The following is a 12765-nucleotide window of genomic DNA, read 5'->3' on the forward strand; positions in this document are numbered from 1 at the left end:
TTGTGCTGCGGGCGGCAGCGCCACGGCGCTGCACCTGCGCACGCAGCTCGCAAGCGCGAGATTCAGCGCGTCAGGTCACAGGCTGCGCCACGCCGGCCTCGTCGGCCAGCGGCCTGGGTTGCTTGCGCTGCAGCCACAGGTAAAGACCGCTGCCGAGCACGATGATGGTGGCGATGTCCAGCAGCGCCCACAGGATCTTCATCGGCATGCCCGCGTAGTCGCCGAAGTGCAGGGGCTGGGACACCAGCAACGCGGTCAGGTACCACGGCAGCTTCGGCGCCGCCGTGACGTCGGTGGTCCTCGCGTCGACGAGCACCGGTTGCAGCAGCTTGGACGTGAGCGGTTCGCCCCCTCGCAGGAAGAAGGTGGTGTGATGCGGGCTCGAGAACGCCGTGCCCGGGAAGGCGATGAACGACAGCTTGCGGCCCGGCGCCTGAGCCAGCGCGCTGTCCAGCGAGCGCTGGACCGAGCCGCGCTCGCCCTCGGGCACGGGCAGTTGGCCCTTGTAGGGCTCGAGCAGCGCGCTGAGCTGGTCGTACTGCCAGTACTTGATCAGCAGATCCGCCCAGGTGTTGATCATTCCGGTGGCCCCGACGACGAAGGCCCAGACCAGCGTGACGACCCCCAGCAGGTTGTGCAGGTCCAGCCACTTGACGCGCGTCGAGCGCTCGCGCCGCACCTCGCCGAAGCGCAGCTTGCGCATGAAGGGCGCGTACAGCACCACGCCGCTGACGATCGCCACGAGCAGCAGCAGGCCCATGAAACCGAGGAACAGCGTCCCGGGCAGGCCGGCGAACAGGTCGACGTGCAGCTTGAACATCACGTGCATGAAGCCCTCGTCGAACTTCGGCTCGGCCAGCACCGCGGCCGTGCGCGCATCGACCACCACCGACTTGAAGTCCTCCGTCGGCGCCGGCGTGGGCGTGAGCGTGACGAACCACAGGTCGGTGCTGTCCTCGGGCTGCGACGCGAACTGGACCACGCGCTCCGGATGGCGCGCACGCGCGACCTCCAGCACCCGGTCCAGACTGGCGTAGGGCGTGCCGGCCGGCATCGGCGGCGCCTCGACCTCGGTGCCCAGCAGGTGACCGATCTCGTGATGGAAGATCAGCGGCAGGCCGGTAAGGCACAGCAGCAGCATGAACACCGTACAGACCAGGCTGCTCCACTTGTGCAGCCAGGTCCAGGACCTGATGGCGCGTGCACTCAGCATGCGGCGGCCGCGCCTCAGAAGTCGACGCTGGCGCTCAGCACGAAGGTGCGGGGCGCGCCGATGTTCAGGTAGCCGGCATCCGGATAACCGCCGACCGAAGCCCAATAGTCACGGTCGGTCAGGTTGTCGATGCGCGCACGCAGCGTCACCAGACGGTCCTGCACATCCAACAGGTAGCGCGCCCCCACGTCCACCCGGGTCCAGCCGGGCACGCGCAGCGTGTTGGCGCTGTCGGCGTAGACAGAACCGGTACGGACCACGCGGGCGTCGAGCGCAAAGCCCTGCACACCGGTCACGTCCCACTCGACGCCGAGATTGGCCTGCGTGCGGGGAATGCCCAGCGTGCGCTTGCCTTCGGTGGCCGCGCTGCCGGTTTCCTTCTGCTCGGCATCGAGCCAGGTCAGGCCGCCCAGCACGCGCAGGCCGCGCGCGGCCTCGCCGTAGGCGGTCAGCTCGACGCCCCGGTGGCGATCCTCGCCACCCGCGGTGAACGTGGTCCCGGGGGCGCCGCCCACCGCGCGCGGCTTGTCGGTGCTGAAGAGGGCCGCCCCCAGGCCCAGGCGGTCGGCCTCGTACTTCGCGCCGATCTCCTTCTGCTTGGAGACATAGGGCGCCAGCATCGCGTTCGGATTGTTGGCCATGGCCGGCGCGGTGTCGCCCTTGCTCAGGCCTTCGATGTAGTTGGCGTAGAGCGACAACTGCTTCGTCGCCTTGTAGACCGCGCCGACCAGCGGGCTGACGCGGCTGTCGTCGTAGACCGGTGCGGCAACGCCGGTGGTGTAGGCGTAGTTCTCGATGCGCAGGTTCTGATGGCGGGCACCCAGTGTCAGCAGAAAGCGATCGCCCAAAAGCGACAAGGTGTCGCCGAGCGCCAGGCTGGTGAGGCGGGTGCGCGCCGTCAGCGCCGGCGAGGCCAGATCGTTGCCGCCGCCGGCGCCGCCGCTGAATGCCGGCTCGGGCGACCGCACCGGACGATAGAGGTTGGTGGCCTGCTGATTGCCGAAGTCGAACAGATAGGCGTTCTTCGTTTCCAACCTGAAGTAGGACGCCGAGACGACCCACTCGTGACCCACGCTGCCCGTCCTGAGCTTGCCGCGCAGCCCCAGCTCACCGGTGTCGACGCGGTCTTCGCGGGTGTTGTCGAAGCGATAGGTGTAGCCGTCGCCGCTGACCGGGTCGAGCAGTGTGAAGTTCGCCAGCGAATTGGCCTCGTCGCTGCGACGCAAGCCGTAGGCCGCCCAGGCCGTGACGTCGGCGCCGAGGTCGACTTCGCCGCGCAAGGTGCCGAACACGTCTTTCTCGTTCGAGTACGACCACGGTTGCGACGCGTTCGTCTCGTTGTCCGGCACGGCCGGCATCGCCGTCACCGGCGTCAGGAAATCGCCCAGCGTCACGCTGCTGCGGGTGCGCTTCAGACGGTTGTCCTGGAAGCCGATGTCGCCGGAGAGCCGCACGTCGCGGCTGCGCCAGTCGGCGCCCAGCGAGACGAGGCCGAGACGGGCCTTTTCCTCGTCGACCGCGGTATCCCCATCGCGGTAGGCGGCGTTCAGGCGCAAGCCGGTGCTCTGGTCCGGACCGAAGCGACGGGAGATATCCACGGCCGCGCTGCCCTGCGGCCCGCTGGCCGCGCCGACCGTCACGCGGTTCAGGTCTTCGTTGGAGGCGCGCTTGGGCAGCAGGTTGATGCTGCCGCCGAGACCACCACCCGACGGCGTGGCGCCGGACAGGAAGGCGGACGCGCCACGCAACACTTCCACGCGCTCGAACAATTCCGTCGCGATGTACTGCCGCGGCAGCAGGTTGTACAGGCCGTTGTAGGCCACGTCGTCGGAGCTGAGGATGAAGCCGCGGATGAAGTACGACTCCTGGAAGTTGCCGAAGCCGCGCGCCACGCGCACGCTCGGGTCGTTCTGCAATACATCACCGACGCTGCGCGCCTGGCGGTCCTGGATCAGCTCGTTGGTGTAGCTGGTGATGCTGAACGGCGTGTCCAGGTTGTCCTTGGTGCCGAGGATGCCGGCGCGCCCGCCGCGCGCCACCTGCCCGCCCGGAAACGCCGGAGACAGCCCTTGCGCCGAGGCGTCGGCGCTGGCCTTCACCGTGATCGGCGGCAGCGTCACGGTAGCGTTCGCGTCGGCCGGAGTCGGGGCCGGTGGCGTATCGGATTGCGCGTGCGCGATGGGGAGCTGACAGGCCATTGCCGCAGCCAGCGCCACGGGGGCGAGTGTTCTCATCGTCTGTTCCTCAGGGTGTCTCGATCTCGCCCGGTTGCGGCCGGCAGAGGCCAGCGTGCGCCGTGCCAGGCCATGACCGCGACGGGTACGCCGAGCGCAAACCACGACCAGATGTCGCCCCAGGCATCCGACAACAACGCCGACACGAGGCCGGTGGCCGTCAAGACACCCAGAACGACCGGCCAGGCCCAAAGGCGGACGGCAGATGAATCCATGGGATGGTTCGGCCAAGAATAGCGCGAATGATAATAATTCGCGTTATCTTATATTCAATCGAGGCATCACCGCAAGTCGTTGTCAACCCCGCGCCGATCCGATCTGACGAGGCAAAGCTGCCGTGCGACGAAGCCCCCTCGCTGCAGACCGCCCTACTCCCACTCGATCGTCGCTGGCGGCTTGCTGCTCACGTCGTAGGTCACGCGGTTGATCCCGCGCACCTCGTTGATGATGCGGCCCGAGGTGCGCTTCAGCAGCGCATAGGGCAGTTCGGCCCAGTCGGCGGTCATGAAGTCGCTGGTCTGCACCGCGCGCAGCGCCACCACGTAGTCGTAGGTGCGGCCGTCGCCCATCACGCCCACGCTCTTGACCGGCAGGAAGACCGCGAAGGCCTGGCTGGTGAGCTCGTACCAGGTCTTGCCGGAGGCCGGGTCGACGGTGTTGCGCAGTTCCTCGATGAAGATCGCGTCGGCGCGGCGCAGCAGGTCGGCGTAGTCCTTCTTCACCTCGCCGAGGATGCGCACGCCCAGGCCGGGGCCCGGGAAGGGGTGGCGGTAGACCATGTCGGGCGGCAGCCCGAGCGCCACGCCGAGCTCGCGCACCTCGTCCTTGAACAGGTCGCGCAGTGGCTCGAGCAGCTTCAGGCCGAGTTGCTCGGGCAAGCCGCCGACGTTGTGGTGGCTCTTGATCGTGGTGGCCTTCTTCGTCTTGGCGCCGCCCGACTCGATGACGTCCGGGTAGATCGTGCCCTGCGCGAGGAAGGTCGCGCCGCGGTGCCCCGCGCCGCTCGCCTTGAGCTTCGCGGCCTCGGCCTTGAAGACGTCGACGAACAGCCGGCCGATGATCTTGCGCTTGGCCTCGGGGTCGGCCTCGCCGGCGAGCTCGCGCATGAAGAGCTCGCTGGCATCGACGCGGACCACCTTCGCGTGAAGCTTGCCGGCGAACATCTCCATCACCATGTCGCCTTCGTTCAGGCGCAGCAAGCCGTGGTCGACGAAGACGCAGGTCAGCCTGTCGCCGATCGCGCGGTGGATCAGCGCCGCCGCCACGCTGGAGTCCACACCGCCGGACAGGCCGAGGATCACCTCCTCGTCTCCGACCTGCGCACGGATCGCCGCCACCGCCTCGGCGACGTGATCCTTCATCACCCAGTCGGGCTGCGCCTTCGCGATCTCGAGCACGAAGCGCTCCAGCAACGCTCGACCCTGCACCGTGTGCGTGACCTCGGGGTGGAACTGCACCGCGTAGTAGCCGCGCGATTCATCGGCCATGCCGGCGATCGGGCAGCTCGGCGTGCTGGCCATCAGCTTGAAGCCGGGCGGCAGCTTGGTGACCTTGTCGCCATGGCTCATCCAGACCTTCAGCATGCCGTGGCCTTCGGGGGTGCTGAAGTCCTCGATGCCCTGCAGCAGCCGGGTGTGGCCATGCGCCCTCACCTCGGCGTAGCCGAACTCGCGGTGCGCGCTGGCCTCGACCTCGCCGCCCTGCTGCACCACCATCGTGAACATGCCGTAGCAGATGCCGAGCACCGGCACGCCCAGGTCCCACACCGCCTGCGGGGCGCGCAGGTCGTGCGCCTCGTAGGTGCTGGCATGGCTGCCCGACAGGATGATGCCCTTCGGTGCGAACTCGCGGATGAACTCGTCCGACACGTCGTTCGGATGGATTTCGCAGTACACATGGGCCTCGCGCACGCGCCGTGCGATCAGCTGCGTGACCTGGGAGCCGAAGTCGAGGATGAGGATCTTGTCGTGCATGGTGGAAGGCTCGAGACGGTTCGATCAGACGGGAGATTCGGTCGCGACGGTCGCGCCACGCAGGCCGCGCTGCGCGCGGAAATGCCGCAGCGCCAGCAGCATGGCCGTGGCCTGCAGCGCGGCGCAGAAGTAGTAGGGCGTACCGATGCGCCAGTCGCCCTGCGGCAGATGCGACACTAGGCCGAGCAGCGGCGCACCGATCACCGGCGCCACCACGGCCATCAGGCTGTTCAGCGACGACACCGCGCCCATCGTCTGTCCCTGGGTGCGCGGGTCGGCGGCGTTCGACACGATGCTCTGCAGGCAGGCCGTGACACCGAAGCCCAGTACGTTGCACGCGATCACGACGTACATCATCCAGCCCTCGCTCGCGAGGCCCCAGCAGACATAGGCCAGGCTCGAGGACACCAGGCCGGTCACCGCCAGCCGCTGCGCGCTGAAGCGCTTGAGCAACCGGCCCAGCAGCACGCCCTGCACCAGCGCCGACATCAGCCCGACCGCGAATAGCGACCAGCCGTTCTCCAACGGCCCCCAGCCGAACTTGTAGGTCGTGTACAGCACCCAGGTGATGTGCAGCGTGAACTGCACCAGCCCCGACAGCGCCAGCACGGCCACCAGCGAGCCCACGCCCTTCAGTTCGGACAGGTCCTTGAGAGCGGTGAATGGGTTGGCGCGTTTCCAGTCGATCTCGCGCCGGCGCTCGACCGGCAGCGACTCGGGCAGCACGAACCAGCCGTACAGGCAGTTCACCAGGGCCAACGTGCCCGCCACGTAGAACGGCAGATGCAGGTCGATCGCGCCGAGCAGCCCGCCCAGCACTGGCCCGAGGATGAAGCCCAGGCCGAACATCGCGCCCAGCAGGCCGAAGCGCCGCGCGCGCTCATCGGGCGGCGTGATGTCGGCGACGTAGGCATTGGCGACCGCGGCATTGGCCTGCATGGCCCCGCCGACCAGGCGCACGGCGATCAGCATCCACAGCGCCGTCGACAGCGCCGTGAAGAAGAAGTTGAGCGCCAGGCCGCAGAAGCCGATCAGCAGCACCGGCCGGCGGCCGTAGCGGTCGGACAGCGCACCGAGGATCGGCGAGCCGAAGAAGTTCGCGATCGCGAAGGCGAAGGTGACCACGCCGAACCAGAACGCGGTGTCGGACGGCGAACCGGTGAAGCTGCCGACCAGCAGGGGCAGCACGGGAATGATTAGGCCGATCGACACCATGTCGATCAGCACCGTGATCAGGATGAAGGGCATGGCCGCTACACGGGCCCGCGGCGGGGAGGTCATCGGCTCGGTCTTTCCAGCCCGCCATCGGCGCGGGCGCCACGGGTCGGCGCGCACCCGGCGCGCCGCCGTGTCGGTTCAATCGGCGCGGTAATTCGGCGCTTCCTTGGTGATCTGCACGTCGTGCACGTGGCTCTCGCGGATGCCGGCCGAGGTGATCTCGACGAACTCGGCGCGCGCGCGCATCTCGTCCACCGAGGCGCAGCCGCAGTAGCCCATCGAGGCGCGCAGGCCACCGGCCATCTGGAACAGGATGGCGATCACCGAGCCCTTGTAGGGCACGCGGCCCTCGATGCCTTCGGGCACCAGCTTGTCCGCGTTCGGGTTGGCGCCGGTGTTGTCCTGGAAGTAGCGGTCGGCGCTGCCCTGCTGCATGGCGCCGATCGAGCCCATGCCGCGATAGCTCTTGTAGCTGCGGCCCTGGTACAGCACGATCTCGCCCGGCGCTTCCTCGGTCCCGGCGAACATGCCGCCCATCATCACGGTGTTGGCGCCGGCGGCCAGGGCCTTGGCGATGTCACCGGAGTAGCGGATGCCGCCGTCGGCGATCAGCGGCACGCCGCTGCCCTTGAGCGCGGTGGCCACGTTGTCGATCGCGGTGATCTGCGGCACCCCGACGCCGGCGACGATGCGGGTGGTGCAGATCGAGCCCGGCCCGATGCCGACCTTCACGCCGTCGGCGCCGGCCTCGGCCAGCGCCAGCGCCGCCTCGCCGGTGGCGATGTTGCCGCCGATCACGTCGACCTGCGGATAGTTCTTCTTGACCCAGCGCACGCGCTCGATCACGCCCTTGCTGTGGCCGTGGGCGGTGTCGACGACGATCGCATCGACGCCGGCCTTCACCAGCGCCTCGACGCGCTCTTCGGTGCCCTCGCCGACACCGACCGCAGCGCCGACGCGCAGCTTGCCCTGGGCATCGCGCGCGGCGTTCGGGAAGTTGGTCTGCTTGGTGATGTCCTTCACCGTGAACAGGCCGCGCAGCTCGTTGGCGGCATTCACCACCACCACGCGCTCGAGCTTGTGGCGGTGCATCAGCGCCTTGGCTTCCTCGAGCGTGGCGCCCTCGTTGACCGAGATGAGGCGCTCGCGCGGCGTCATGATCTCGCGCACCGGCGCATCCAGCCGGGTCTCGAAGCGCAGGTCGCGGCCGGTGATGATGCCGACCACCTTGCCGTCGTCGACCACCGGGAAACCGGAGATGCCGTGCTGACGCGACAGGTTGATCACGTCCTGGACCCGAACGCCCGATGAGATGGTGATCGGGTCGCGCAACAATCCCGACTCGTAGCGCTTGACACGCGAGACCTCGGCGGCCTGCTGCTTGGGGCTGAGATTCTTGTGGACGATGCCGATGCCGCCCTCCTGCGCCAACGCGATCGCGAGGCGCGCCTCGGTCACGGTGTCCATGGCGGCGGACGCCAGCGGCAGGTTCAACGTGATGTTGCGGGACAGGCGCGTCGCCAGGCTGGTGTCGCGCGGCAGGACCTGGGAGAAGGCAGGCACCAGCAACACATCGTCGAAGGTGAGTGCTTTGCCGAGAAGGCGCATGGGAAAAGCTCCAGTCGCAAAAGCAGATTATACGGAGGCCGCCCTTCGCGACGTTCCGGCGTGAGGAATGCACGCTCGTTGCCGCCGGCTACTGCACCGCTGCCCACCGGCGCCACGGTCGCTCGCGGGTCGGCCGCTAAACTCGGGCCATGACCGCATTCACCACCCGCTGGCTCGGCGCCCTGCTCGGCGCCTGCGCGCTCATCGCCTGCCTGCCGGCGCAGGCGCAATGGAAGTGGCGCGACGGCCGCGGCCAGGTCCAGTACAGCGACTTGCCGCCGCCCTCCGGCACGCCGGCAAAAGACATCCTTCAGCGACCGGTGAGCGCAGCGCCGGTGATCGTGCAGCCCGCCGCCAGCGCGGCGTCCGCACCGGCCGCTGCGGCCAGCGCCAGCGACCCCGCGCTCGAGGCCAAGCGCAAGCAGGCCGAGCAGGAAGAGGCCGCCAAGCGCCGCGCCGACGAGGCGCGCGTCGCCCAGCAGAAGGCGCAGAACTGCGACCGCGCCCGCACCTACATGCGCTCGCTCGACAGCGGCCAGCGCATCGCCCGCACCAACGCGCAGGGCGAGCGCGAGATTCTCGACGACGCCGCCCGCGCCCGCGAGGTCGAGCAGACCCGCCAGGCGATGGTCACCGAGTGCCGTTGAGCCGGCTGCGCTGGCGTCGGTAGCGCAGGCGCCGCGCCTCCTTCGGATCGACCGTGAGGGGGCGGTAGACCTCCACCCGGTCACCTTCGCGCAGCAACTCGTCCGTCGGACACAGACGCCCCCACACGCCGACACGCAGCACCGTCCGGTCGATCTCCGGGTGCCGCTCGAGCAGGCCGCTGGCCCGCAGGGCCTGCAGCGCGGTGCTGCCTTCGGCCAGCACCACTTCGCTGAGGTCGACCGCGCGCCCGCGCGGGCTGTAGGCCACCTCGACCCGCAAGACCCGGCCCTCAGCGCGGTCCATGCACCTGCTCGGCGCGCTTGACGAAGGAATCGACCAGGGTGTTGGCGATGCGGTCGAACACCGGGCTCACCACCGCCTCCAGCGTCAGGCTGCTGAAGGCATAGCGCAGGTCGAGCTCGACGCGGCAGGCCCGCGGTGCGGCGCTGTCGTCGGCCGGGGCGCCCAGCGGCACGAACTGCCACACACCCTCGAGCTGCGAGAACGGCCCGTCGACCAGCGAGACCACGACCGACTGGCCGGGCACGTGCTCGTTGCGGGTGGTGAAGGCATGGCGGACGCCGTGATAGGCCAGGTGCAGACGGGCCGTCATGCCGCCCTCGTTCGACTCGAGCACCTCGGTGCGGTCGCACCACGGCAGGAACTGCGGGTAAGCGGGGATGTCGGTGACGAGCGCGTACATCTCCTGCGCCGAGTACCACAGCAGAACGGACTTCTTGACGTGCTTCATACAATGAAGAGATTCTATTGAGAGGCTTCATGGCCATCGCAGACAACAAGAAGGCCCGCTTCAACTACACCATCGAGGAGCAGTTCGAGGCCGGCATGGTGCTCGAAGGCTGGGAAGTGAAGGCCATCCGCGCCGGCCAGGTGCAATTGACCGACGGCTACGTCGTCATCAAGGACGGCGAGCTGTTCCTGATCGGATGCCGCATCAACCCGCTGCGCACCGCGTCCACCCACGTCCATCCGCAGGCCGACCGGACCAAGAAGCTGCTGATGAAGAAGGACGAGATCCGTCGTCTGGTCGGCAAGGTCGAGCAGAAGGGCTACACGCTGGTGCCGCTGAACCTGCACTACAAGGGCGGGCGCGTGAAGGCCGACGTTGCCCTGGCGAAGGGCAAGGACCTGCACGACAAGCGCGAGACCGAGAAGAAGCGCGACTGGGAGCGTGAGAAGGGTCAGCTGATGCGGCACAAGATCAGCAGCCCGCGCAAGGACGCCTAGGGACTTGTCAACGCGGCCAGGGCCTGTTCGAGGTCGGCCTGCAGATCCTCCGCGGCTTCCAGCCCGACCGAGAAACGCACCAGCGTGCCCTGCCCCGCTCCCACCGGTCCGCGCAGTGCGGCCAGGTCGTAGGGCACCGCCAGGCTCACCGGCCCGCCCCACGAATAGCCGATCTTGAACAGTCGCAGCGCATCGACGAAGGCGTCGACCTGCGCCACCGCGTAGCGCGCATCGAAAACCACCGCGAACAGCCCTGCCGCCGCGCGGCAGCAGCTGACCCAGTGCGCATGGCCGGGGGCACCGGCCAGCGCGGGATGCAGCACCTGGGTGATCTCGGGCCGGTTCTGCCACCAAGCCGCCAGGCGGCGCGCGGCGGCGTCGTGCGCGGCATAGCGCAGCGCCAGCGTCGGCAGCGAGCGCAGCACGAACTCCACGTCGTTCGCACCGACGCCCAGGCCCAGGCGCATGTGCGTCATCGTCAGGCGCTGATGCAGCGCCTCGTCGCGTGTCGTCACCGATCCCATCAGCACGTCGCCGCCACCCGACGGGTACTTGGTCAGCGCGTGCACCGAGATGTCGACGCCCTGCTCGAAGGGCGCGAAGGCGACGCCAGCGCCCCAGGTGTTGTCGAGCGCGGTCGTCACGCCGCGCGCCCGGCAGGCCGCCACCAGGCCGGCCAGGTCGGGGAACTCCATCGTCACCGACCCCGCGGCCTCGATCCAGACGAGCTTCGTCTGCGGCCCGATCATCCCGGCCAGCGCCGCGGCATCCAGCGGGTCGTACAGCCGGTGCGTGACCCCGAGGCGCGCCAGCTCCTGCCGAGCGACTTCCTTGCCCGGACCGTAGGCATTGGTGGGCAGCAACACCTCGTCGCCCGACTTCAGCAAGGCCAGATTCACCAGCACGATCGCCGCGAGCCCGCTGGGTGCCAGCAAGGTGTGCCGCCCGCCCTCGAGCGTCGCGATGCGTTCCTCGAGCGTGAAGGTGGTCGGCGTGCCGTGCAGGCCATAGGTGTAGCCGGTCTTTTCCTTCCAGCTGCGCGCGCGCAGGGCCGCCACGTTGCGGAAGATCACCGTCGAGGCCTTGTGCACCGCCGGCGGCACCGCGCCGAAGCCGGCCGGCGGCTCGTAGGGGTGGTGGATCAGGCCGGTGGTGAGCGGATCGTCCCCGCGCCGCCCGCCGTCGCTGCCGCCGCTCATCCGCGACTCACAGCGGTTGGCCCACCAGGTCGTGGCCCTGTGTGCCGACGATGCGGGCGCGCGTGAACTCGCCCACGCGCAACTGCTTCGAGGCCTTCAGCGGCGGCAGCAGGTGCACCACGCCGTCGATCTCGGGCGCGTCGGCATAGCTGCGGCCTCGTCCGCCCTTCTTGCCGAGCGCCGGCGCGGCGTCGATCAGCACCTGCATCTCGGCGCCGACGCGCTCGCGCAGCTTCTCGGCCGACACCGCCTCGGCCACCGCCATGAAGCGCGCCCGGCGCTCCTCGCGCACGGCGTCGGGCAAGGCTCCGGCCAGCTCGTTCGCACTCGCGCCGTCGACCGGCGAATAGGCAAAGCAGCCGGCCCGGTCGATGCGGGCCTCTCGCATGAAGTCGAGCAGGTGCTCGAACTCGGCCTCGGTCTCGCCGGGGAAGCCGGCGATGAAGGTGGAGCGCACCACGATCTGCGGGCAGGCCTCGCGCCAGCGCTGCAGGCGCTCGAGGTTCTTCTCGCCGTTGGCGGGCCGCTTCATGCGCTTGAGCACGTCGGGGTGAGCATGCTGGAACGGCACGTCCAGGTAGGGCAGCACGCGGCCGGCCGCCATCATCGGCAGGATCTCGTCGACGTGCGGGTAGGGATAGACGTAGTGCAGCCGCACCCAGGCGCCGAAGGGCTCGGCGAGTTCGCCGAGGCGCTCCACGAGATCGGTCATGCGCGTCTTCACCGGCTTGCCGTCCCAGAAGCCGGTGCGGTACTTCACGTCGACGCCGTAGGCCGAGGTGTCCTGGCTGATCACCAGCAGTTCCTTCACGCCCGACTCGAACAGCGCGCGCGCCTCGTTCAGCACGTCGCCGATCGGCCGCGACACCAGGTCGCCGCGCATGCTGGGGATGATGCAGAAGCTGCAGCGGTGGTTGCAGCCTTCGCTGATCTTCAGGTAGGCGTAGTGCCTGGGCGTGAGCTTCACGCCATAGGCCGGCACCAGATCGACGAAGGGGTCGTGCGGCTTGGGCACGTGCACATGCACGGCGTCCATGACCTCCTGCGTCGCGTGCGGCCCGGTCACGGCCAGCACGCTCGGGTGCATCTGGCGTACCAGGTTGCCGCCGCCCTCGCCCGCCTTGGCACCCAGGCAGCCGGTGACGATGACCTTGCCGTTCTCGGCCAGTGCCTCGCCGATGGTGTCGAGGCTCTCCTTCACCGCGTCGTCGATGAAGCCGCAGGTGTTGACGATCACCAGGTCGGCACCGGCGAAGCTCTTGGACGTGTCGTAGCCCTCGGCGCGCAGCTGCGTGAGGATCAACTCCGAATCGGTCAGCGCCTTGGGGCAGCCGAGCGACACGAAGCCGATCTTGGGGATGTTCCGGGAGGCGGCATCGCCCGAGGTCAGGGCGGTCGATGCCGCGGCAGCAGTCTGGGTCATC

At 68.9% G+C, this 12765-nt stretch carries 11 protein-coding genes; 2 read left to right on the top strand and 9 right to left on the bottom strand.

Annotated features, from left to right (window positions below; genetic code table 11):
* Positions 1–70: 70 nt before the first annotated feature.
* The 5 genes from ASC67_RS03215 to guaB form a co-directional block, all read right to left on the bottom strand.
* Positions 71–1213 (bottom strand): PepSY-associated TM helix domain-containing protein, encoded by a 1143-nt coding sequence (locus ASC67_RS03215; protein ID WP_404932822.1) that lies wholly within the window; start codon positions 1211–1213, stop codon positions 71–73.
* 14 nt (positions 1214–1227) lie between these two features.
* Complete coding sequence (locus ASC67_RS03220) at positions 1228–3447, bottom strand: TonB-dependent siderophore receptor (protein ID WP_056315001.1); 2220 nt, start codon at positions 3445–3447, stop codon at positions 1228–1230.
* A 368-nt stretch (positions 3448–3815) separates the two neighbouring features.
* Complete coding sequence (gene guaA / locus ASC67_RS03225; protein WP_056315004.1) at positions 3816–5420, bottom strand: glutamine-hydrolyzing GMP synthase; 1605 nt, start codon at positions 5418–5420, stop codon at positions 3816–3818.
* A gap of 24 nt (positions 5421–5444) precedes the next feature.
* Entirely contained in the window at positions 5445–6701 is a 1257-nt protein-coding gene (locus ASC67_RS03230) for an MFS transporter (protein WP_082535792.1), read from the bottom strand.
* Between the two features lie 75 nt (positions 6702–6776).
* Positions 6777–8246 carry an IMP dehydrogenase gene (guaB, locus tag ASC67_RS03235; RefSeq protein WP_056315009.1) on the bottom strand — a complete coding sequence of 490 codons (1470 nt, stop codon included), beginning with the start codon at positions 8244–8246 and terminating at the stop codon, positions 6777–6779.
* Between the two features lie 149 nt (positions 8247–8395).
* Between guaB and ASC67_RS03240 the strand changes: the two genes are divergently transcribed.
* On the top strand, positions 8396–8893 hold the full coding sequence (locus tag ASC67_RS03240) for a DUF4124 domain-containing protein (RefSeq protein WP_056315011.1): 498 nt from the start codon (positions 8396–8398) through the stop codon (positions 8891–8893).
* Here ASC67_RS03240 and ASC67_RS03245 read toward each other — a convergent pair.
* Positions 8877–9197, bottom strand: a complete 321-nt coding sequence (locus ASC67_RS03245; protein WP_056315013.1) for an RnfH family protein — start codon at positions 9195–9197, stop codon at positions 8877–8879. The genes ASC67_RS03240 and ASC67_RS03245 overlap by 17 nt on opposite strands.
* Positions 9184–9645, bottom strand: coding sequence for a type II toxin-antitoxin system RatA family toxin (locus ASC67_RS03250; RefSeq protein WP_056315014.1), 462 nt, complete (start codon positions 9643–9645; stop codon positions 9184–9186). Before ASC67_RS03250 ends, ASC67_RS03245 begins: the two co-directional genes overlap by 14 nt.
* Before the next feature lie 29 nt (positions 9646–9674).
* Between ASC67_RS03250 and smpB the strand changes: the two genes are divergently transcribed.
* The gene (gene smpB, locus ASC67_RS03255; RefSeq protein ID WP_056315017.1) at positions 9675–10142 is read left to right on the top strand and encodes an SsrA-binding protein SmpB; all 468 of its coding nucleotides are present in this window, start codon (positions 9675–9677) and stop codon (positions 10140–10142) included.
* Here smpB and ASC67_RS03260 read toward each other — a convergent pair.
* A complete protein-coding gene (locus tag ASC67_RS03260; protein WP_056315019.1) occupies positions 10139–11341 on the bottom strand; it encodes a cystathionine beta-lyase in 1203 nt (400 codons plus the stop codon). The two genes, smpB and ASC67_RS03260, sit on opposite strands and share 4 nt — an antisense overlap.
* 7 nt (positions 11342–11348) lie before the next feature.
* The gene (gene rimO, locus ASC67_RS03265; RefSeq protein WP_235566200.1) at positions 11349–12764 is read right to left on the bottom strand and encodes a 30S ribosomal protein S12 methylthiotransferase RimO; all 1416 of its coding nucleotides are present in this window, start codon (positions 12762–12764) and stop codon (positions 11349–11351) included.
* Between the last annotated feature and the right edge of the window lies 1 nt (position 12765).

It is taken from the genome of Methylibium sp. Root1272, from assembly GCF_001425905.1.
Classification (GTDB): domain Bacteria; phylum Pseudomonadota; class Gammaproteobacteria; order Burkholderiales; family Burkholderiaceae_C; genus Methylibium.